A 22,336-nucleotide genomic window follows, 5' to 3' on the forward strand; every position below is an offset into this window, starting at 1 on the left:
AAAGGGAGAGTGGATTTCATTGGAAGTCATAAAATTGAAGAAAATGGATCTTCAAAATGCGCTTGATTTAGTTTGGATCGTATTCCTGGAATTTGAAGCACCTGATTATTCAGTCCAGGGGATTGAAGAATTCAAGAAATTTATTTTTTATGATTCAATGATGAAACAATTTGAAAAAGGAGAGATCACCTTTTGGGGTTGTATCGTTAAAAATGAATTAACTGGGGTAATCGCAACAAGAGGAAGGAATCACATTTGCTTGCTTTTTGTAAATAAAGAGTATCATAGACAGGGGATTGGGAAACGTTTATTTCATACAGTACTAGAGGAATGTAAAAGTAATTCGAATTGTAACACCATTACGGTGAATTCATCCCCTTATGCAATAGAAGTGTATCACCGTCTCGGTTTTGTTGATCTTGATCAGGAACAGACTGTAAATGGACTAAGATTTACACCAATGAGCTATTCAATAATATAATCTTTGCTATGAAAAACCAACAGACGTTATTGTGGAAAATTGTAAAATGTTGGTTGATATAATGATAATTTCCAGATTTACAATATAGTTAAGTTAGATTGAAGGTTAATTAAATTAATATAGTAATTCGTTTATGATGTTAGAAACAGCAGGGTTTCAAACTGTTTTACTAAACATGGACATTCTTAGACATTCTTCTGTATCGGTGCTATAGTTGATTTATGGAGAAACTTTATAGAATGTCAGAAGCTGCACAAATATTCGGGGTTACGGTCAAAACTCTACAAAGATGGGAATCATTCGGGAAAAGCTTTCTTTATCCGTACGCCTAATGGTCAATGAAGATTACCAGAAAGCGAGCTTAATCGCTTAATAGGAAATGAAATGAACGAAAATAACCGAAAGCATGTCGTTATTTATGCTCGGGTTTCATCTCATGAACAAAAAATGATAGGAGATTTACTGCGCCAAATTGATTTTATGAAAGATAAAATGGATTTGGAATCGTTTGAACAGGTAACGATTATTGAAGATGTCGGTTCAGGCTTAAATGACAAACGGAAGGGCTTAGTCAAAATTATGAAACTGGCACAGGAAGGAATACTTTCTGACCTAGCCATTCGATATCGTGACCGTCTCACGAGATTCGGTTTTCACTATTTACAAATGTTTTTTGAAAGTCATCATGTCACGCTTCATATTTTAGATAATCAAACAGATGAAAAGTCAATTCAGGAGGAGTTGGTGGAAGATTTAATCGCTATCATTACCAGTTTTTCAGATAAATTGTATGGTACGAGGAGTCATAAAAATAAAATAGTTGAAGAAAAAGTTAAAGGGGTTTTGGAAGATGTTGCAAACCTACCACACGAAAATAGTAAACATTTCACAACATAACGGAATCTTATCCGACAGGTACCTTCTTGAGTATGCAGAATACTTCGGCAGGTTGGAGCGGAAGCTATTTGTCCAGTCTCACATCAAAGGGGCTTCCTCGTCCAGTCTTAAAAATACCTTTCTTACCCAATTTGGAATCACAGCCAGGCAATTCAATTCATTAAGGATGCAGTTGGATGGCAAGGTCTCCTCCTTTAACGAAAAAAGAAAATTGGATATTCATGAGCTTCGATCCAAAACGAGTTACTTACAAAAAGTCATCAATAAGAAAACCACGCAAAAGGAAAAACTTCATCAACAACTCCAGAAAACCCCACAAACTCATCGGTTATTCTCGAATAGGTTAAAGAAATATCGTAACCTCAAGTTTTACCTCCATCAAAAAAAGCGCAGATTGAGGAATCTCCTACAAAAACTAGAAAAGCTTCACGTGGATGTGACGAATAAAAAAATTCGTATATGTTTTGGTTCGAAGCAACTGTTTCACAAACAATTCCATGTGGAGGAAAATGCATACAAGGATCACGAAGACTGGAGAAAAGTCTGGCGGGAGGCTAGGAGTAGTCAATTTTTGGTGATTGGATCCAAGGATGAAACCTATGGAAACCAGTCTGCAATCTATGATATGAAGAACACATTAAGACTGCGTGTTGCCAATCAATTTACTGATAAATATGGGGAGTATATAGAGTTTCCCGAAGTGATTTTCCCTTATGGACAAGAGTGGCTGGATAAGGCAAAGGATTCCAATATGGGGCTCACCCGTAGTGGTCGCCTTCAAAAATACTATACTTCCATTACCTATCGTTTTATCAAGCAGGAAAAAGGGTGGTATGTAAACGCAACCGTTGAACGGGAGACACCTAAAGTAGGAACTTCCAATTTAAATGGACTCATAGGAATTGATATCAATGCCGGATTTTTTGCCATTTGTGAAATTGACCGGTTTGGAAATCCAATCAAAAGTTGGAGAATTGACATCCCTATGTATAGCCGGAGGAAAAAACAAATCATGGCGTCGATAAGCGATGCTATTAAGGAGATACTGGAATACGCCGTTTTGGTTCAAAAGGATGTCATGATTGAGAAGTTAAATTTTTCGAAGAAAAAGACACAGTTACGAGAAAAAGGTCCCGCCTATGCCCGAATGCTTTCGGGGTTTGCCTATTCGACCTTCCAGCAACTAATCGCTGCAAAAGCGAAAAAAGTAGGCGTAAGAGTAAAACAAGTCAACCCAGCCTATACGAGTCAAATTGGACAAATGAAATTTATGGCACGATATGGATTAAGTTCCCATGCTGCAGCAGCTCAATTTTTTTGTGTTGACGGGTTGGCCAAGGAAATAAATGGTATAATTTAAAAAATAAATCAAGGGAGAAGTGAGGTAATCATGATAAATTATAACGGTCGTAAGTTTGTATCAATTGAAAATACTGAAAATGGGGAGGTGTCTTCACAAACAGTCTTTGAATATAAACAGCAAGGAAAAATCATCTCAGCAACGTACGGCGGTGGCGAAATTATTCAAGGGACATTAATTGGATTGCTCCGGGAAGATGGCAGCTTAGAATTCAGATACAATCATGTGAATTCAAAGGATGAAATTAGAGGAGGAAAATGTGTATCTACTCCGAATATCTTGCCTGATGGAAGAATTAGACTATATGAAAAGTGGAAATGGCTTGATACTGAAAATGCTGAGGGAAGCTCCATAATAGAAGAAGTTAATGGATAAAAAATGATGAAGAAGTAGTAGGTTAATATAATAGGAAGTGCCAGGAACTGTTCGTACAATCAATGTTGCCTGGCACTCTTGTTTATTTCCGAACACTATTGATCGAGTTTTCCTTGATCGATGTCATAGAGCCTCTCCAAGATTCTCCGTTTTCGGAATAACATTTTTCCTGCTTCGGCAACATCATTAATGGAAGAGCGATTAATAAACGCACCAAAAATCATTCCTGCAATCGGAATCATTTGAAATAACTTTTTCCATCCAAAAGAATCACGGTAAGTTGTTACGACCTCTCGCCATCCCTGCAATTGCGAGATCATTTGTTGGTTTTGCCCACCTTGTCTAAACGAAGAAAGCTCCTCTAAAATAGCCTTTTTCCCAACAATATCCGAAGAAGTAAATTGGAGACACTTCACGATAAAAATTCTTTCCGATTTTTCTTTTGGGTCATATCCATAACAGATAGAGATTTCTTGCAGGACTTTGAGTGATAATCCTAATAAAACGGGAATATCAATCGCCAGCGTAAAAAGCCCGCCGATTCCAGTTGTCGCGCCTTGCACCGTTGCCATTTTCGTTCTTGAACTTCTTAGTTCATCCGCAATTTCATCCATTTTGCTAATGGGAACCTGTTCGAGTATTCCAATGTCAAGTTCATCGGATGACAAATCAGGTGCAAATTTCTTCAATATATTTTCTTCTTTAATTAAATACTGTCCGCCTGTCTGGATGTAGTTCCCGATCTCATCGATGGCCAAGCCAATTTTATCCTGAATAAATTTTGGGGTTAGCTTATCAAGCAGCATGAAAGGCAAACGGCCAATTTTTTCCCAAAACCATAAATCCTTCTGTTCCTTTTCCCAAGCTTCAATTTTTTTTAATTCATCATTTAAATAATCTATAGATTCTACCTGATTCAATATATTTCCACTCCATTTTCATCCACTGTAAATAGGTCCTTTTGTATATACGGTAAAACATCACATAAGTTTCATCCTTCATTTATAGAGATATATACGAAGGAATAATTCAAGCAAAATGTAAATATTTATATTAAAAGTAAGTCTGTCCATCCCTGTAAGATTTTAGAAGGGAGCAAAGTCTTTGAATCGGAATCGAAATAGAAATGTTCAATTAACTATTTTTTTGCTATTTTGCTTACTTATTGTTCTAATCGTTCATGCGGTTCTTCATATTAAAATTTATATTGTGTACAGCACAGGACTTGGTCCTATATTCGTCATTGGATTAATCATCTTCCTGATCGTCCTCCTATATTACAAAGGATAAAAAAATTTAACAAATAATTTGAATTTATAATATTTAAATGATAAAATATAGCTCCATAGTGAATGGAAACATCTGCAAAAAAAATTGTAGATGTTTCTTTTTGTGCCTGTTCGACAGTCGGAAACTTTTATTTGGAAAGGTGGCGGTTTAAGAGAATGAGTTCAGAAAAACAAAAATCTGTTCGTGACCACAAAGATTATCAATTAGAAATTGAGCGTTTAGAGTTTACCAAGGAATACATAAAAAATGTTTTGGAAATGTCAAAGGGTAATAAAGAACAGTTCGTAGAAAACTTGAAGGAAGCCTTTGCCGATCTGGACACCTCAGACAGCAGTTTAAGTTACATGACCTTACTAACGAATGCTCAGTATTTAGAATTGGCACAGAGTGAATTGGAAAGATTGGCGAGCGTCATTGGGAAACCGTACTTTTCTAGAATTAATTTTAAAAGCAGCGGTGATACCGATGAAGAAATTCTGTATATTGGGAAAGCATCCCTGTTCGACCGTGTCAATCAAATTCCCATTATAGTGGATTGGCGGTCTCCGATTGCAAATGTTTACTATGATGGCAGGCTAGGAGAAGTTACCTATGACGCCTATGGCGAAACCCAAAGTGGTTATTTATCTCTAAAAAGACAATATGAAATCGAGGACGGTTTTCTAAAAGAGATAAGAGATATTGATTTAACCACACATGATGAACTATTGCAGAAATCCTTATCTGGTAAAGCCGACAACCGGTTAACCGAAATTGTCGCGACCATTCAAAATGAACAAAATGACGTCATTCGAGCCTCTCTTAAACATCCGATCATCGTTCAAGGGGCTGCTGGCAGCGGTAAAACAACGATTGCACTCCATAGAATTTCTTACTTTCTCTATTCTTCAGGATATCGATTTCCTCCAGAAAAATTAATGATTCTTGCACCAAACCGATTATTTATTGATTATATTTCCGCCGTACTCCCTGATTTAGGGGTAAACAAGATTAAACAAACCACGTACATAGATTTTATGAGGAATTGCCTTGGGAAGAAAATTAAATTATTAACCCCAAACTCAAAATTAATGGCCCTAATGAAAGGGGAAGAAAAATCAAAATGGTTACAGTGGGTTTCGGGTTATAAAGGATCCCTTGATTTTAAAGAACTAATCGACAATTATGTAAAAGAAATCGAACATAATCTAGCACCAACGAAGGATTTTATTATTGAGAAATCGCTTCTAATGAGAGGGCAAAAAATCAATAAACTATTTTTAAAGGAATTTAACTACTTACCAATCTATAAAAGACTTGATAAAATAAAAAATTTATTAGCCAATGATTTACGATTAAAAAAATCCATCATCCTAACCAAGATTAATAGTAAATATGATGAGGCTTTAGAAAAGGCACTTTACAGCACGAGGATGAATGCTGATAAAAGAAAAGAAAAAGTCGTCACCATCATGGATACAAAGGAAAAACGCATTCGTACCGTTGAGCAGGAATCGAAGGCGGCGATTAAAAATTATATGGATCCTTTTGTGAGAAAAGATATTTTTACATTATATAAGGAACTGATGACATCAGCTGAACTTTTACAAAAGTACTCACACACTCTCACAGAAAAAGAATGTAAGAAACTCAGCCTATATTGTCGAAAGATTTTTGCCAAAAAGGCACTCGAACTCGAGGATTTAGCTCCATTGTTTTATATGAAGGCGAAACTTGAGGGCATTGATGAACCATATAAAATGAAGAGTATATTCATAGACGAGGCGCAGGACTACAGTTATTTCCAATTTGCTGCAATGAAAGAAGGGTTCGAAACAGACTTGTTTACGATTGTGGGGGATTTAGCCCAAGGGATTCATTCCTATCGCGGCTTGAACAGCTGGGAGCCGCTAGTCACCGAGATTTTTCCTAATGCTAATTATCATGCCTTACAAAAGAGTTATCGAACAACGGTAGAAATCATGCATTTAGCGAATGACATTCTTTCGATCATGGGCAAAGACTTGCCAATCGTACAACCAGTTATCCGGCATGGTGACAAACCACGCTTTACAAAAATTGACCCTGGCAGCCTTCAACAATTAAGAGAAAGATTAGAAGATGATATTCAATCATTGAAGGGACAAGAACTGAACTCAATCGCGATTATAGGAAAAAACGACAGCGAATGCTTACGTTTATATAAGATGCTGGAAAATAGCAATCTGCCAATTCAGCTGTTAGAAGAGAAAGAAGATATGAAAAAGGGCAGTGTTGTGATTGTACCTTCCTACCTTTCAAAGGGATTGGAATTTGATGCGGTACTTATTGTCACCTTGGAAGAAGCATATTCCGAAGAGGAGTTAGATATCAAATTGTTGTACGTTGCCATGACAAGACCTATGCATAAGTTGTATTTATATGGGAGTTCGCTATCGGATATGTTATTAGACAATGTTACATCCGTTCATTTTGATCAGTAATGAAATTAAGAAAAGTGCCAGGCACCCTCCATTTTTTATCGGTGGCTGGCACTTTTTTTATGTATAAATAAAATTAAAGGGTCGCAGTAAAATACAGTTCATTATAAAAAAAACATTTTTTAAATCTTTTTAGAATTTGGCACCGAAAATTTTCCTTTGTGAAGTAATTAAGATACTCCTTTTCACATTGAATGTACTCACCTTTATCATTTGATTTCATGAACCAATTGCTGACCGGTGATTTTTCAAAAAAGCATGGTTCTAATACTACAATTCTGCCGTTGGGTTTTAAGACACGCTTGAATTCTTTCACATAGCCTGTAATCATTTCTGGAGGTATATGATGTAGTACGGCAATAATTAATATATAATCAAAACTATTGTTTTCTGTAGGAAGTTCATTCCCTTTAAATGCTTCAAAGCGGTACTGATTGTACAATCGTTTGGCATATTCGATACGATACGAATCTGGGTCTATCCCAAAATAATAATCAGGTGAACATAGGGTGCAATTTGCCCCGGTTCCTGCACCAAAATCCAGTACTTTTTTATCTGTAAAATTAAAATGCTGCTGAATGTTATTTTGAATATAGATTTTTGTCAGCCATTTAGGCCGAATCAATGAGTGATAAATTCTTGGTGATAATTGCAATCAGATGCACCTGCACTTTTATTTTCGATAGGTTTATATTTCGTATTTGGAAAGAACAATTTTAGGTTAAGTTGGAAAACGATTTTTTATGTCTGCCATTTACATCCATCAAGAACTATTACTTATAATCACCATTAATTCCCGGTAATATTTCCTTCTCTATTTCTTTATAATAGAAACGGAGGAGGAGATTCTATTGCTATTATTCTTTTTAATTCTAGTGTTTTTAGGTACTTCGCTCCTTTTCTATCGAGCTTATAAAAATACTCATAAAGTTGCTTTAAATAAAGTTAATTTATCTACTATAGATTCTAATCATTCACAAGGACCACAATTAAATATCTTACAAATCTCAGATATGCATTTGGAGAAAATTTCTATCTCACCAGAACAACTTTATAAAAAGCTCGTGGGAGAGAAGATTGATTTAATTGCACTTACAGGGGACTATCTCGATAAAAGACGGAGTATTCCAAGACTAATTCCATACTTGAAGGTATTTAACCGGTTGAACCCACGTTATGGTATTTATGCTGTGTTTGGAAATCATGATTACAAATTAAAACAAACGGACTTTAAATCATTGAGAAGCTTAATGGAGGAGCATGGATGTATTACACTTCAAAATGAGAACAAGACCATTTTTGTTGAAGGAAAACCACTTCATATAATTGGAATTGACGACTTACACACAAAAAGGAGCGACCTCCGATCATCATACGCTGGGCTGAATGAGGGATATCATTTAGTTTTAACTCATGATCCTAACATCGTGCTTAAGATGAAAAATTGGTCATTTGACTATCTTCTTTCAGGACATTTCCATGGAGGACAAATTTATTGGCCAAAGCCATATCATTTAGCGAAACTAGGAAGATCTATGATGAAAATGGATATGATTAAGGGACTGCATTATTATGAGGATAAACCCTTTTATATTAGTGAAGGTTTAGGACAAACATCCGTTAATTTAAGAGTTGGCAGTCGTCCGGAGATAACACTTCATCAATTATCTATAAATACAATCCAACAAGTAGAAGATCAAAAGGCAGTTTAATTGCCAGACCTAAAATAGATGATTGGCCTTTATCAATTAAAAAATAAGTTGTTTGAAGATAAAAAGACCTGATTCTTTATAGAATTAGGTCTTTTTTATGTAAATACACATGTATTTGCATTTTTATAAAAATTTTATTGATTAACAATCCGCTAAAACCATTTCAATAACTCCTCATATGCATTCAACAGCCATTTGTTTTTAGAATAGGAGTATGGAATATATAAGAAAAGTGCCAGGCACCATTCAATACGAATGGTGCCTGGCACTGTTTTCTATTTTTTAATTGGGAAATTTATTTAATTAAATTAACACCGTGCACCTGCCTTTGATGAGAACAACCAAGCGTTACTTGTAAAGGTTAGCTCAAACTAGGCTTCCCCGCGGCACATAGTAGTGGCTACTTATGGCTGCTTCCTTCCGGACCTGACCAGATTCATAGGTACCATTGCGCAGGACCCAGTTTTTCAACACTATTTTTACAAGGCAGACCTTACAAGCTCAAACCTCAGGAAGGAGTTCAACCCCGCTATGGCGGATTGCGGGTTACAGGGCACCGCCAACTCCCCGTCTAGCACGGTATGTATATGCTAGACTGTTACTTATGTTTGTTGTAAAAAGCCGGCGCATGAAATGGCTGTAAGCCAGGTTCTGTTCCTGTGTGCTCAAACGATGCCAATCTCGCACAACAGGTGTAATCATATGACTATCAGTCACGAAGACCAATCCATCCGTTTGGTTCATGATTCCCGCGGGATGGTGCCCCTACCAAAGTTTGGGTTGCTCGCTCGTGGGGTTTACCCGTTCCATTTCTCCTGTTTCCAGAAGAACTCGTCACTGTGGCACTTTCAGGGTACTCGGAGCATATCCATGAAGGACTTAGCATCATTTCCCCGCCGTCAGCAGTAAAAGAACTGCTGCCCACCTTTGCAGATGGCACGAACACTCCGGGCATCTCAGCACCGGGCGAGCCTGGACTTTCCTCAACTCATGTAAACATGAGCCGCGATTACTCACCATTTCATGTTTGTTAACGACTACGTAAATCAATATAACATAATAAAGAGAAAGTAATCATTAGGAGAACTGCTCCAGAGATGGAATATTAAGGGTTATTAGATGACAAAAACTTTCTTAGTAATCAATATGCGATATTATTTCCATTTGGGTTCCCAGTTATAAATGAAAAGCAGATTGACATAGATTTACCATATTTGGGGGAAAGTATTGGAAAAAAGGTCAAATGGAGAAAAAAATGAATATTATTTTTCGTGGTATTAAGAGACACATAAAAAAAGATTTCAAACAAGTTCCTTCTAATCAGAAGTCTAAACCCTTTGTAGGGGTATTTACTTCAATAGATGAAAACATTTCATTTATTAAAAATATTTTTTCCTGTTCAGATGATTTAATAATCAAGGAACTCAATGTAAGAAATAAACGGGGGATTCTTGTCTTCTTAAATACGATGACTGATTCGGACAAGATTCAAAATAATATTTTAAGTCCTGTTCTGGAAGCGAATGGGGACCAACTCGACAGTGTACTTAAATCTAAATTTCTAAAATCAGATAACTTAATTAAAGCGAAAGAAGAACTTTTAAATGGGTCCTGTATCATCCTCTTTGATAGAGATCAAGAATTTTACAGGTTGGAAGTGGCCATCTCCAAAGCTCGGGCAGTCATAGAACCGAATAATGAACAAGTGATCAAGGGATCTCATGAAGGTTTTATTGAAAATCTTTTGATCAATCTCCATTTAATTCGAAAATCCATAAGAACTCCAGACTTAATTATGGAACATTTATCAGTGGGTGAGCATATCCAATCCAAACTAACCATGGTTTATATGAAAGACCTTGCGAATAAGGAAATAATTAAAGAATTTAAACGAAGGATCGATTATATTTCTATGGATCATATACCCAGTATTGGATCTCTTCAGGAATTAATAGAAGATTCGACCTGGTCACCTTTTCCACAGATTTTAAGTACAGAGAGAGTAGATCGTGTAATAGGTCATTTGAATGAAGGAAGAGTTGCGATATTTATGGAAGGGAGTCCTTCTTGTTTATTAATACCTGTCACATTCTTTGCATTCTTTCATTCACCAGATGATTATAATTCACGATGGATGATTGGAACGTTTATCCGTTCCATGAGACTCATGAGCATTGCTATTGCGGTTAATTTACCTGCTATTTACATTGCGGTCATTGGTTTTCATTTCGAAGTACTGCCGGACGATTTAGTTCTCCCGGTGGTAAGTTCTATTCGAAATATTCCATTTCCCCCATTAATTGAAGCACTTGTCATGGAGTTAACGATTGAGCTGATTCGTGAAGCTGGGGTACGGCTGCCAGCAAGAATTGGCCAAACGATTGGTATTGTCGGAGGGCTAGTTATTGGAGATGCGGTTGTCCGTGCTGGACTCGTTTCGAATACCATGATTGTCGTTGTGGCGATTACGGCGGTTGCTGCCTACAGCATCCCTTCAACAGAAATGAGCGATGCCGTTCGATTTTTACGTTTTCCCCTTATGATTCTTGCTTCAACCTTTGGATTTGTTGGGATTGTTTTTGGCTTTATGTTTACTTTAGCTCATTTATGCCGGTTAGAATCATTTGGTACACCTTATTTTGCACCTTGGGCACCATTTCGATTAAAAGATTTAAAAGATACGTTTATTCGTTTACCACTATGGAAATTTAATACACGTCCGCTCGATTCAAATCCGAAAATGTTGAGAAAGCAATCCTTGTCAAGAGGGTGGAAGACTAATGAATCTAACCGCGAATAAAATCACTAATAAACAGCTAGTATTTATGATTATCCAGGCACAAATTGGTGTAGGAATATTATCATTGCCCCATGATGTAGCATTAATAGCGAAACAGGATGCCTGGATTTCCACTATAATAGCAGGAGTCTTTTCACAAGCGATTATTTTCGTCATTTGGGGACTTTGCCGAAGATTTCCTGACCTATCACTGTATCAAATACTTCCGAAATTACTAGGGAGAGTGTTCGGGAAAATACTGATTCTCAGTTACTCATTATACTTTATGGTAACTGGGAGCTTAGTTCTGGCGAGATATAGTGACATTATCGATAAATGGATTTTGCCGCTTACCCCTAATTGGATCACCATGCTTTTAATGCTATTAACCTGCATTTACATCGTCAGTGAAGGTTTAACCAGTATAGCAAGATTCTATGTACTGGTATCGCCCATTTTGATTGTATTAGTAGCGTTGATTTCGTATGCGATGAAAGATGCGAACTTACTGTATCTCTTTCCAATAGGGGAACATAGCATTCCAACGATATTGAAAGGTTCAAAAGAAGCAGCTTTCTCGATGTTGGGCTTTGAACTTTTTCTCTTCATCCATCCCTATGTTCAATCTTCAGGAAAAGAGAAGCTCGTTGCCATTACTACAGCAAACATGTTTGTCACAATCTTTTATACCTTTATGGTGATTGCAAGTCTTATCTTTTTCGAACCCAATGTGGATATTGCACTTACTCCTGAGCCATTATTGTATATGATTAAGGCTTATTCGTTTCAGGTTCTCGAAAGGACGGATTTATTTTTCTTATCACTCTGGCTTGTCATCGTTGCTACTTCCATTGCAAACTGGCTTTTATTATCCTCAATGGGGTTGGCAAGCCTTGTTCGAAAAAAACACTACGCCCGCTTTCTCCCGATTGTGGCTGGGATCTATTTAGTTTTGGCCCTTATCCCCGATCAAGGGAAAGACTTTGAACGTTTTAATCAGGTTCTTGGGCCTTCGCACTATATTTTTATTGTCATTATACCGGTACTTCTATTTATTCTTTCGTTTATTTTGACAAAAAAAGAAGTGGTGAAAAAGGTATGAAAGGCATAAAGTCTATCTTGCTAGTTCTATGTTTTTTACTTACTGGCTGCTGGGACCAGCACCTGATGAAAAATGCGGTATTGGTTCAAATCTTAAGTTTTGATTTAACTCCGAAAGAGGAACTTTTATTAGGGGTCTCTATTCCCATCATTGAGGAGTCCTCCGGGGGTCCGCAAGCCATGGTGAAAAGTGAAACATTTTCTGCTAGCGGGCATACACCGAGGGACAGCCGTCTGAAAATCGACCATGAAATAGCTGGAATATTAGATACATCTAAAAATAAACTAATCTTGTTCGGCGAACGGATGGCTGGTACCGGTATTTATCCCTCGTTGGATGTCATTTGGAGAGATCCACGAAATTCACTGGGTGCTACACTAGGGGTTGTGGAAGGGGAGGCAGTTGATCTGCTTGGTATTAAACCAAAACATGAGACAAACGTAAGCGAATATATACAAGACGCTCTAACCAGCGCAGAAGAAAACTCGGTCATTCCGAGTCAAACGATCCAGACACTTGCTTCAGAAATGATTGATCCGGGAGAAGATACCGTCCTCCCTTTCCTTAAAATGAATAAAAAGAAAAGCGCAGTGGTTGTAGGATTAGCCCTAATGAATGATAAAAAATATTCAGGAAATTTACCACCACAAGAATCAACCCTCCTGCTTTTATTGGAAAACAAAAAGGGAAAAAATGCACGATTTACAAAAAAAGTAAATAAAGATGACCAGCACGTAGTAAATGAGTATATTTCTTTTAATGTCCAAGATATGAAAAGAAAATTAAAGGTTCAAGTTAAAGATAGAGAGGTCTTTGTTTCAATAAATTTAGATTTAAAAATAAGCGTTGAAGAGTACCCAAAAGGGGATGTTCCAAAGGATATAGAACGTCTAAATAAGTTATTATCAAAAGAGCTTACTGAAGACGCGAAGCAGGTTATAACAAAAATACAGCAGGCGAATTGTGACGCATTTGGAATTGGAAGGAGACTGATCGCGTTTCACCCCAAAACCTGGGAGGTTCAAGATAAAAAGGATTACTTTAAAAATATAAAATTTAATACCACTGTTAAAGCTGAAATAATCAAACACGGAATTGTCCGGTAACAATTAAAATAGAAACTACGAGCTCTACATGGCTGCGTAGTTTCTTTTTTGAAAAAGACGGAATATTCTTGAATTAAAAGTATATATGTATAGAGAAAGTTAATAACCTCATGAAAGGATGATGTCTGAATGGATTGGCTATGGCTGGTTGGTCGGGCGGTATTTGGTCTTTATTTTGCTTATTCTGGTCTAAATCATTTCATCCAATTTCAAGGTTTAAAGCAGTATGCAGCTTATAAGAAGGTCCCAGCACCAGGACTATCAGTAGTAGTAACGGGATTAATACTCCTAGCAGGAGGATTGAGCGTCCTTACTTCATATTGGATAGAATGGGGACTATATTTATTGGTACTATTCCTCGTAGTTTCAGCTTTCCTAATGCACAATTTCTGGAAGGAAACGGATCAGAATGCAAGAGTAGGCGAAATGAATCAATTCCTAAAGAATATTGCCTTAGCCGCAGCAACTTTAATGTTACTGTCCATTACCAATTGGACTTGGTAAATATATAATAATTTAGATCTGAGAAAGGATGTTCTACTGATAATTAGTTACGTGTAACTATTGCAAAGAGTAAAAATGTAATGCAAGCATGACCTTCAAATTTTAATGAAATTTGGAGGTCTATTTTTGTTAAAAGAAAGGATATCTGAATGTTGATTTTACTGAGTATGAAAAATAAACCGAAAAATTCCGGCTATATTGGGAAATACCTATATTTCCTTTAAAATAAGAGGGGTTTTTCCGCCTATCTTATCTAAATCTTTGGATTTTGTTTTAATTAGAGCAGTTAACCGGGATATCTCCGCTTATCTCTACTTCTTCAGCTTCCCATATCTACATTAACAGGAAATTCTCCGCCTATAATCTTCATTCCTGCACCAAAATTGATATTTGCCTTACAAATTGCCCTACTATCGCTTGATTGATCAATCTTCCTCTAACGAATCGAGCCATGAGGCAGGACCGCATGGACACCTTTCACACCATTGACCACTTGCGAGATCAACGGCCACACTAGCAATGCGGAAAGAACTGTGGGGATTTTGACTAATCAAATCAATTTTGTGAATCAATGAGTTCACTCTTTAACAGTTTGAAGTGCTAGTTCTACTAGCAGTATAACGATTTAACTATAAACAAAATAAAAATAAAAGGTAAATTTTAAAAGTTTTACTTGGATATGATTTTTTACGAAGCGCATAGTGTCAGCTCGACCAATTCGGCACGTAAAATAATATTTTGGCACGTAAATTTGAGAAACGGCACGTAAGATATTAATTTGGCAGGTATATTAGAAAAAGGGCACATAAAACTAAAAAACACTAAAAAAGGCAATATAAACTGTCTAAGGGTTGTACAAGATTGGTCTGGGATTAGCCCGAACTTTGTTATTGGATTTGACCTTTGCATAAACCAGCTCATTTTATAAATTTTTGATAACTGTAATAGTAGTTTGGCACGTAAATTGATAAATCGGCACGTAAACTGGAAAAATGGCACGTAAAAATAAAATTCCGCACGTACGACTAATAGAGTAAGTAAGTGAAAGCCAAATGGCACGATCCTCTAAGAAGGATGTGCCATTTTTACTGCTTAAGGCAATCTTTGTAAAAAATATTGACCAAAAACAAATACTGGAATATACTTTAATTAACAATTAACAAAACGTTAATTAATAAAAAGGGGTGAATAATAAAATGAAAAATCAATTTACAACACCAGATGGTTATACCAGTGATATTGCGGTCTTTACGATTACATCTGAAAGTAATGGTGAATATAAGCCTCCCCTAAAAAAACTGAAAATTATGCTGATTAAACGAAGTGAAATAGACCATGAAGGCAATCCAAATATCGAAGCAGGGAAGTGGGCACTTCCAGGTGGATTTGTTCGGCCAAATGAAACTGCTTTTCAGGCAGCTGAACGCAAACTTTTCGAAGAAACAGGAGTGGATGGACTTCGCATCAAACATTTTGGCGTTTATGACTCACCTAGTCGGGATAACAGGGGATGGATTATTTCAAACGCTCACTATGTAATCGCGAATGAATCTTCCTTAAAAAAACGCAAAACGACTCTCGACGCGCAAGATATCCAGCTTTTTTCTATAGAAGAAGCGCTAGCTCTCGAACTTGCATTTGACCATCGCGCCATAATGGACGATGCCCTCTGGTTTATCAAGAAAGATATGGCCCTCACCACACTTGCAAAACATTTCCTCCCAGAAGAGTTTGTGCTTTCTGAGCTTCAAGGAGTTTTGCTTACCGTTTTGGATGACCCATCCATCTCAACTGATGCCGCATTTTTTAGAAAAGCACCAACACTACCTTTTATTGAAGCAGTATCGGAAAACGGAAAACTTAAGAAATCAAATGCATATTCGAAAACACCGGCACAGCTTTACCGTTTTACAGATTTTCAACCGATTGTTTCGGTCTATAGAAATAAACTAAAATGTTAGGGGAGAGTTACAAATGGGGATATTAAAAAATTGGACGCGTTTTGAGATAGGTTGGCTGTTCACCTTTACCTTGATTAACATTTACCTGTTCTTCGCTTGGTCAGACTCACTGCTTGGTTTGATTTCATCGATTAGTGGTATGCTCTGCGTGGTTTTAGTGGCAAAAGGAAAAATCGCCAACTATTATTTCGGGATTGTCCAAACGTTAACCTATGCTTATATTGCTTATGGCTATAGCCTTTATGGTGAGGTTATGTTAAATGCATTGTTCTACTTTCCGGTACAATTTATTGGTATCTATATGTGGAAAAAGAACAAAACCGAACATGGAGTTAAGGGAGAAGATGTCATAATTAACAGCCTTACAAAAAAAGGTTGGTTCTATACAGTATTGTCTATCCTCATTCTTACGATTGGATATGGCTTTTTCTTGAAATTCCTAGGTGGCAATTTAGTCTGGACAGATTCAGCCACAAATGTATTATCAATCGCTGCACAAATCTTGATGTTGAAGCGATATACCGAACAATGGCTATTATGGATTGCAGTCAATGTATTATCGATCTTTCTATGGCTGGGTGCTCTTATTTCTCAAGGAGGAAATGATTTTTCCATGCTAGTGATGTGGTCAGCATTCCTAGTAAATAGCATTTACGGGTATCTAAATTGGAGAAAACTATCGATCAAACAAGTTCAGGAGGCGGCCTAAATGACAGTTGGTTTTATCGGAGGAAAATTCCTACCATTACACCTTGGCCATGTGTATGCCATAGTTCATGCTTCAACAATCGTGGATGAACTGTATGTTATTTTATCTCATAGCGAACTGCGAGACAGAGAGCTTTGTCAAGATACCAAAATGAATTTTATTCCAGCTCCCATCCGGTTACGCTGGCTTTCACAATTAACCAAAGATATGCCACATGTAAAAGTAATTAGCATAGAAGATCAACAAGATAACGACAACTATGATTGGGCTGAAGGGGCTCAATTAATAAAAGGTAAAATCGGAAAGCCTATTGATTACGTTTTTAGTTCAGAAATTCAATATAATGATATTTTTAAAGAATTATATCCTACTTCGAGGCACAAGCTGATTGATCCTCTGCGCTCCCAGGTTAACATCGCTGCGACAACCATTCGGACGGAGGGTGTCTTTAAACAGTGGGAGTTTATACCTGATTTTGTTAGACCTTATTTTGTAAAAAAAATTGTTGTGGTTGGGACTGAAAGCTGTGGGAAATCGACCCTCATAAGAAATCTTGCTAAAATCTACAATACAACTTATGCAGCAGAATATGGCCGAACGCTTTGTGAAGAATTAGGCGGCTGTGACGGGATTATGGTAAAGGAAGATTATCAAAGGATTGCTTATGGGCATAAGATGGAAGAATTTAAGGCTATTGAAAAAGCAAATAAGCTTGTTTTTATTGATACCGAAGCCATTGTAACCCAGTTTTATTCGAATCTATATAATGATGAACACCAGGCGATACTAGACGAAATTGCAAAATTGCAAGATTATGATCTTTGGTTATTCCTCGAACCCGATGTTAAATGGGTAGATGACGGGCTGCGAGTTCATGGCGAAGAGTCAGTTAGAGAACAAAATAATCAGCACCTAAAGACATTATTAAATAAACATCATATTGACTTTAGGGTTTTGAACGGTAATTATGAGAACCGGCTTATGGAGGCTATACAATATATCGAAAAAGTAATCCAGTAAATTTTTTCTTCTGTCTATTACGCAAAATTTTACTAGTGCATGTTAAGGCTAATCTGAGATAATAGTTGCATGTGTTTAATTTAAGTTGAATGGACGGAGAAAACATGACATCGAATATGTTTTATTATTTAGGGTTAATTTTTGTATCAATTGTTTGGGGGATCAATTTTGGAGTTTCCCGTTGGGCTATGGTCGTGTTTCCTGCTGAGGTGTTTGTATTTCTCCGATTTGGTCTAGCCTTGCCTGTCTTATTTCTTATTTTAAAGTGGTCAGAAGGAAGTATAAAAGTGGAGAAACGTGATTTATTAAAACTTGCTATTATCGGCTTAATTGGCGTCACAGCGTTAGAAATCATGGTGATGTACTCTATCAAATATACCACTCTTGCGAATGCATCTTTATTAAACGTTGCTCCGTGGCCCATTTTTGCTGCTCTTTTTGCACCATTATTTACTCGGGAAAGAATTACCGTGAGAGTGGCCATTGGCGGATTTATTGCGCTTGTGGGAGTAACGCTGATCATCCTAGGGGGAAAAGATGGCTTTGATCTTAGTTCGGAGTATATGATCGGCAATTACATTGCTTTAGCTATCAGCTTAATCGGTGCACTATTTAATTTGGCATGTATGCCGCTGATGAAGAAGTACTCACCTCTTCGTGTAACCACTTGGTACGTTTTATTTGGTTCACTATTTTTATTTCCGTTTACTGTTGATAAATGGAGTGGGATCCAATGGGGTAATCTTTCCATCGTCACATGGGGAGCCGTTGCTTACAATGTGTTATTATGCACTGTCGCTGCATTTGTTATTTGGAATATCTGTATGAAACATGTAGGCGCTGCCAAAGCAAACTTCTTCCGTTATTTCGTACCAGCTGCGGCGGCTGTGGCAGGTGCGTTATTCTTTAATGAATCTATTTGGATTACACAAATCATTGGTGGTTTAGTCATTGTTCTTGGTTTAGTTTGGATTGGAACGGAGAGAAAACAGCAGATTCCACCCGTTATTAATATCTCAAACTCGAATAGATAAGAAATCACACTAACATGTATGAATAGAAAATAGAAAAAGAGCAAGAACTACAATACTATCTTTTTACAAAGGTATCGACAGATTGATGTGAAAAGTGTAAAATAAGTGAATCCTAAATAAAAATCCACGTACTGTGGTCGAGGTTGTAGCACCCCTCGCTAAAAAAACTAAGACGAAGCAGCATTTCTCTTAGAGGTGCTGTTTTTTTGTTGTTCATCTTAGAGAGTAAAGGGGGAGTGGTTTTTGTGAGAATATTATTATATTTAGTTTCAATCGTGACTGCCAACGTAATAACGGCTGCATTTACACCATTGGTAATGGGGATTTTCATCGTTCCAATGGGAACATTTTTAATCGGGGCTACATTTATCTTCCGTGACCTGGTACAAAACAAGTACGGCAGAAAGAAGACGTACATGTTTATTGGATTAGCACTATTACTATCAGCAGTGGTTTCATCTATTCTCGGTGATACATTAATCATCGTATTGGCATCGGCAGTTACTTTCGCGATAGCGGAAACAACAGATACTGAAATTTATACAAGACTGAAATTACCTATGAGCTTACGTGTTCTTTACAGCGGAATTGTCGGAGGGGTCCTGGATTCTGCCATTTTCGTGGTTCTTGGTCTGAGCCCGTTAGGTGCAAACTTCCTTCCATGGGAAGCCGTTCCAGCAGCAATCTTAGGTCAAGTCATTGTTAAAACAATCATTCAAGGAATTGCAGCGCTTATCATTCATCAAACGAATAATATGAGCAAAAATACAGTAGCACATTAAGGTAAAAGCCCCAACTCTTTTTAGAGAGTTTGGGGCTTTTATTTATATATTACATAGTCCAACAATGTCTAGTACGGACTATGTTAGGAATATATTCTTATTATCCTTCAGAAAAGAGGTGTTTGTTATTATGTTTTCTGTTACCGGAATGCAGACTTTCACATTCTTTTCAACGCCACATGTGTTGACGTTAATTCTCTTTTTTCTAACCTGTTTTCTTTTGGTGTATTATAGGCGTGGTCTTAAATCATACCAAAATCTCATAAAATGGACATTGTTCACTACATTAGTTCTTTGTGAAGTTTCCTTCCATTCGTAGTTAATCCTAACGAATCAATGGGAAGTGGCTGATATCCCGTTACAGCTTTGTTCACTCAGTACGTTTTTATCACTGTATTTATTTTTGAAACCTAATCAGAAAGTGTTTAATCTGTTATTTTTTATCGGACTTCTTCCTGCGATATTAAGTATGGTCACACCGGATATCGTCTACCAATTTCCTCATTTTCGTTTCTTAAAATATTTCCTTCATCATTCAGCCATTCCACTATCTGTTTTGTACTTTATTCTCTTCGAAGGGTACAGAGTCCCTAGAAAAGCAGTTATTACTAGCTACCTTACTTTAAATGTGATTGCTGTACCCATATTTTACTTGAATCGGTTGTTGGACACTAACTTTTTCTTTTTAGCCAACCCGTCGGAATCAGAAACCTTACTGTCATTCTTTGGTAGTGGGATTATGTATTACATTAGCCTTGAAGTAGCCTCGATCATTGTGTTTGTCATTACCTATATACCAATGGGTATTTTACTAAAAAGAGAGAATGGTACTACAAATTGAATGGCAAAGTGTACAGCTTTATGAAAACCGTACAGTCTCTACAATAAAGTGTACAGCTTCTACAAAAAACCATACAGGTTCTACAAAAAACCATACAGGTTCTACAAAAAACCATACAGGTTCTACAAAAAACCATACAGTTCCTACAGAAAAGCGTACAGTTTCTACAATTAACCGTATAGTGCCAACAGTAACACAACTGATTTGTGTCTAATTTAATTCTTCTTTGTAAATAACAGGAAAACGCCTTCCCCTTCTCGAATATTTTTAAATAGCAACATGTAGAGTTTGTACTGAAACTTCTAATTTGAGAGGAGAAGCGTAATGACGAACACAATTGTTGAAAGCGTTTACGGTAAGTTGCAAGGAGAACAAATCAATGGTGTATTTACATGGAAGGGGATCCCATATGCGAAGCCTCCAGTTGGATCACTTCGGTTTCGTGCTCCAGAGCGGCCAGATTCTTGGAAAGGTATTCGGAATGCGACCTCTTTTTCACCTGTTGCCCCACAATCACAACGAGAAATAATGGAGTTTTTTGGAAATGATATTTCAAATATGAGTGAGGACTGTCTGTACCTAAATGTATGGTCAAAAGGAGCCGATGATAAAAAGCGGCCAGTAATGGTTTGGATTCACGGCGGTGCATTTGTGTCTGGATCAGGGTCGAGCAGCTGGTATGACGGCGCTTCATTTGCTGCGCAAGGTGATGTCGTTGTCGTAACGATTAATTACCGCTTAGGAATTTTCGGTTTCCTTCACCTTGGAGAAATTGGCGGTGAAGAGTACGCGACTTCCGGAAATTGCGGCATTCAGGATCAGGTTGCAGCATTGCAGTGGGTGCAGGAGAACATTGCTGCGTTTGGAGGGGATCCAAATAATGTAACCATATTTGGAGAATCCGCGGGGGCAATGAGCATTGGTGTATTACTTGGATTCCCATCAGCACAAGGTCTATTCCATAAAGCAATTCTCCAAAGTGGTGCTGCAGCAAATGTACATTCTTCGGAAAAAGCTACAAAAATTGCAGGTCACCTATTAGCATATTTACAACTAGAACCTACGAATCTTTCAAAATTAGAGGAATTGTCAGTAGAACAGTTAATTCAGGCAGCCGACCTTGTTCCTCCAATGAGCTTAGGGCCAGTGATTGATGGTGTTTCACTGCCAAGACACCCGGAAGAGGCGATTGCTGATGGTTCTGCAAAGGATATCACCATCTTAATCGGGACAAATAAAGATGAATACAATATTTTTAGTGTTTTTGACCCAGAGTGGAAAAACGCAGATGAAACAAAAGTTACACAGCTTTTTGAAAAAACATTTGGTCCATTAGTGCCGCTTATTTCAGGTTACCTCGGAGGAAATCAGCCACTAACGCAAGAACTGTATAACAAGCTGCTCACCATGAGTGTCTTTACATATCCTGCACAAAAATTAACCGAACTGCAGGTAAAACAAGGTGCTCCTGTTTGGATGTATCGCTTTGATTGGGAAACACCGGTGTTTGGCGGTGCACTAAAATCAACGCACGCCTTAGAAATTCCATTTGTTTTTAATACATTAGATACACCAAATACGGAAAATTTCACAGGCTCTTCTCCAGAACGTGAATTGGTAGCCAGCCAAATGCATCAGGTATGGATAAACTTTGCCCGAAACGGCAATCCAAATTCAGAAAGCCTTCCTGAATGGCCTCAGTATAATTTGAACGACCGATCTACTATGATTTTTAATTTAGAAAGTGCGGTAGATAATGATCCAAATCGTAAGGAACGGATGATTTGGGAACAGGCAACAATGATGATGAAATCCTAAAAGAGTGCCAGGCACCATCTTATTAAAAGGATGGTGCCTGGCACTTTTACAGTCTAGACCCCTATTTTGTAAAAATTTCACCACACATATTTGCTATTACATTACA

The 22,336-nt window shown here is 37.3% G+C and carries 19 protein-coding genes, 2 other RNA genes and 1 pseudogene; 18 read left to right on the forward strand and 4 right to left on the reverse strand.

Translation table 11 applies throughout. The features are described from left to right. Positions 1-19: 19 nt before the first annotated feature. The 5 genes and pseudogenes from F4694_RS17905 (at position 20) to F4694_RS17920 (ending at position 3,113) form a co-directional block, all read left to right on the forward strand. The gene (locus F4694_RS17905) at positions 20-481 is read left to right on the forward strand and encodes a GNAT family N-acetyltransferase (protein ID WP_218895716.1); all 462 of its coding nucleotides are present in this window, start codon (positions 20-22) and stop codon (positions 479-481) included. A gap of 239 nt (positions 482-720) precedes the next feature. Next, the gene (locus F4694_RS32960) at positions 721-813 is read left to right on the forward strand and encodes a MerR family transcriptional regulator (RefSeq protein ID WP_374757435.1); all 93 of its coding nucleotides are present in this window, start codon (positions 721-723) and stop codon (positions 811-813) included. A 22-nt stretch (positions 814-835) separates the two neighbouring features. Then, positions 836-1,378, forward strand: a pseudogene (locus tag F4694_RS17910) (IS607 family transposase); the annotation flags it as partial. Between the two features lie 499 nt (positions 1,379-1,877). Then, positions 1,878-2,738 carry an IS200/IS605 family accessory protein TnpB-related protein gene (locus F4694_RS32855; protein WP_218895719.1) on the forward strand — a complete coding sequence of 287 codons (861 nt, stop codon included), beginning with the start codon at positions 1,878-1,880 and terminating at the stop codon, positions 2,736-2,738. Positions 2,739-2,768: 30 nt separating this feature from the next. Then, positions 2,769-3,113, forward strand: a complete 345-nt coding sequence (locus F4694_RS17920; protein WP_179600414.1) for a n-acetylglutamate synthase — start codon at positions 2,769-2,771, stop codon at positions 3,111-3,113. Between the two features lie 95 nt (positions 3,114-3,208). On the opposite strand, the gene F4694_RS17925 is transcribed toward F4694_RS17920, so the two are convergent. Further along, entirely contained in the window at positions 3,209-4,033 is an 825-nt protein-coding gene (locus F4694_RS17925; protein WP_179600416.1) for an EcsC family protein, read from the reverse strand. A 525-nt stretch (positions 4,034-4,558) separates the two neighbouring features. On the opposite strand from F4694_RS17925, the gene helD reads away from it, so the two are divergent. Next, positions 4,559-6,865: an RNA polymerase recycling motor HelD gene (gene helD / locus F4694_RS17930; protein WP_179600418.1), complete on the forward strand. Its 2,307-nt coding sequence runs from the start codon at positions 4,559-4,561 to the stop codon at positions 6,863-6,865. Between the two features lie 73 nt (positions 6,866-6,938). On the opposite strand, the gene F4694_RS17935 is transcribed toward helD, so the two are convergent. Further along, complete coding sequence (locus F4694_RS17935) at positions 6,939-7,517, reverse strand: class I SAM-dependent methyltransferase (protein WP_179600420.1); 579 nt, start codon at positions 7,515-7,517, stop codon at positions 6,939-6,941. A gap of 196 nt (positions 7,518-7,713) precedes the next feature. On the opposite strand from F4694_RS17935, the gene F4694_RS17940 reads away from it, so the two are divergent. Beyond that, positions 7,714-8,574 (forward strand): metallophosphoesterase, encoded by an 861-nt coding sequence (locus F4694_RS17940; RefSeq protein WP_179600422.1) that lies wholly within the window; start codon positions 7,714-7,716, stop codon positions 8,572-8,574. A gap of 314 nt (positions 8,575-8,888) precedes the next feature. On the opposite strand, the gene ffs is transcribed toward F4694_RS17940, so the two are convergent. Together ffs and rnpB are read right to left on the reverse strand one after the other, a co-directional pair. After that, positions 8,889-9,154, reverse strand: an RNA gene (ffs, locus tag F4694_RS17945) — signal recognition particle sRNA large type. A 55-nt stretch (positions 9,155-9,209) separates the two neighbouring features. Beyond that, an RNA gene (gene rnpB / locus F4694_RS17950) (RNase P RNA component class B) lies at positions 9,210-9,595 on the reverse strand. A gap of 222 nt (positions 9,596-9,817) precedes the next feature. Here rnpB and F4694_RS17955 point away from each other — a divergent pair. From F4694_RS17955 to F4694_RS18005, 11 genes are all read left to right on the forward strand, one after another. After that, on the forward strand, positions 9,818-11,374 hold the full coding sequence (locus F4694_RS17955) for a spore germination protein (RefSeq protein ID WP_218895720.1): 1,557 nt from the start codon (positions 9,818-9,820) through the stop codon (positions 11,372-11,374). Then, positions 11,355-12,455, forward strand: coding sequence for a GerAB/ArcD/ProY family transporter (locus F4694_RS17960; RefSeq protein WP_179600426.1), 1,101 nt, complete (start codon positions 11,355-11,357; stop codon positions 12,453-12,455). The genes F4694_RS17955 and F4694_RS17960 overlap by 20 nt, the downstream gene beginning before the upstream one ends. Next, positions 12,452-13,561 (forward strand): Ger(x)C family spore germination protein, encoded by a 1,110-nt coding sequence (locus F4694_RS17965; RefSeq protein WP_179600427.1) that lies wholly within the window; start codon positions 12,452-12,454, stop codon positions 13,559-13,561. Before F4694_RS17960 ends, F4694_RS17965 begins: the two co-directional genes overlap by 4 nt. 129 nt (positions 13,562-13,690) lie before the next feature. Continuing rightward, positions 13,691-14,065: a DoxX family protein gene (locus F4694_RS17970; protein WP_179600429.1), complete on the forward strand. Its 375-nt coding sequence runs from the start codon at positions 13,691-13,693 to the stop codon at positions 14,063-14,065. A gap of 1,196 nt (positions 14,066-15,261) precedes the next feature. After that, entirely contained in the window at positions 15,262-16,026 is a 765-nt protein-coding gene (locus F4694_RS17975; RefSeq protein ID WP_179600431.1) for an NUDIX domain-containing protein, read from the forward strand. Positions 16,027-16,039: 13 nt separating this feature from the next. Then, positions 16,040-16,735, forward strand: coding sequence for a nicotinamide riboside transporter PnuC (gene pnuC, locus F4694_RS17980; RefSeq protein ID WP_179600433.1), 696 nt, complete (start codon positions 16,040-16,042; stop codon positions 16,733-16,735). Next, positions 16,736-17,755 carry a multifunctional transcriptional regulator/nicotinamide-nucleotide adenylyltransferase/ribosylnicotinamide kinase NadR gene (nadR, locus tag F4694_RS17985; protein WP_179600435.1) on the forward strand — a complete coding sequence of 340 codons (1,020 nt, stop codon included), beginning with the start codon at positions 16,736-16,738 and terminating at the stop codon, positions 17,753-17,755. It abuts the gene before it with no gap. Positions 17,756-17,859: 104 nt separating this feature from the next. Beyond that, positions 17,860-18,789 carry a DMT family transporter gene (locus F4694_RS17990; RefSeq protein WP_257029288.1) on the forward strand — a complete coding sequence of 310 codons (930 nt, stop codon included), beginning with the start codon at positions 17,860-17,862 and terminating at the stop codon, positions 18,787-18,789. A gap of 245 nt (positions 18,790-19,034) precedes the next feature. Beyond that, entirely contained in the window at positions 19,035-19,571 is a 537-nt protein-coding gene (locus F4694_RS17995; RefSeq protein WP_179600439.1) for a VUT family protein, read from the forward strand. Positions 19,572-19,914: 343 nt separating this feature from the next. Beyond that, entirely contained in the window at positions 19,915-20,412 is a 498-nt protein-coding gene (locus tag F4694_RS18000) for a TMEM164-related integral membrane acyltransferase (RefSeq protein WP_374757433.1), read from the forward strand. Positions 20,413-20,736: 324 nt separating this feature from the next. Next, the gene (locus F4694_RS18005) at positions 20,737-22,230 is read left to right on the forward strand and encodes a carboxylesterase/lipase family protein (protein WP_179600441.1); all 1,494 of its coding nucleotides are present in this window, start codon (positions 20,737-20,739) and stop codon (positions 22,228-22,230) included. Positions 22,231-22,336: the final 106 nt, after the last annotated feature.

The organism is Neobacillus driksii (assembly GCF_013409995.1).
Classification (GTDB): Bacteria; Bacillota; Bacilli; order Bacillales; family Cytobacillaceae; genus Neobacillus; species Neobacillus driksii.

What these genes read in the sequence shown, in the direction of transcription:
- F4694_RS17920 (WP_179600414.1), top strand. Translation starts at nt 2,769, where the DNA reads ATGATAAATTATAACGGTCGTAAGTTTGTATCAATTGAAAATACTGAA.
- F4694_RS32960 (WP_374757435.1), top strand. Translation starts at nt 721, where the DNA reads ATGTCAGAAGCTGCACAAATATTCGGGGTTACGGTCAAAACTCTACAA.
- F4694_RS17965 (WP_179600427.1), top strand. Translation starts at nt 12,452, where the DNA reads ATGAAAGGCATAAAGTCTATCTTGCTAGTTCTATGTTTTTTACTTACT.
- F4694_RS17990 (WP_257029288.1), top strand. Translation starts at nt 17,860, where the DNA reads ATGACATCGAATATGTTTTATTATTTAGGGTTAATTTTTGTATCAATT.
- pnuC (WP_179600433.1), top strand. Translation starts at nt 16,040, where the DNA reads ATGGGGATATTAAAAAATTGGACGCGTTTTGAGATAGGTTGGCTGTTC.
- F4694_RS18005 (WP_179600441.1), top strand. Translation starts at nt 20,737, where the DNA reads ATGACGAACACAATTGTTGAAAGCGTTTACGGTAAGTTGCAAGGAGAA.
- F4694_RS17960 (WP_179600426.1), top strand. Translation starts at nt 11,355, where the DNA reads ATGAATCTAACCGCGAATAAAATCACTAATAAACAGCTAGTATTTATG.
- F4694_RS17970 (WP_179600429.1), top strand. Translation starts at nt 13,691, where the DNA reads ATGGATTGGCTATGGCTGGTTGGTCGGGCGGTATTTGGTCTTTATTTT.
- helD (WP_179600418.1), top strand. Translation starts at nt 4,559, where the DNA reads ATGAGTTCAGAAAAACAAAAATCTGTTCGTGACCACAAAGATTATCAA.
- nadR (WP_179600435.1), top strand. Translation starts at nt 16,736, where the DNA reads ATGACAGTTGGTTTTATCGGAGGAAAATTCCTACCATTACACCTTGGC.
- F4694_RS17975 (WP_179600431.1), top strand. Translation starts at nt 15,262, where the DNA reads ATGAAAAATCAATTTACAACACCAGATGGTTATACCAGTGATATTGCG.
- F4694_RS17955 (WP_218895720.1), top strand. Translation starts at nt 9,818, where the DNA reads ATGGAGAAAAAAATGAATATTATTTTTCGTGGTATTAAGAGACACATA.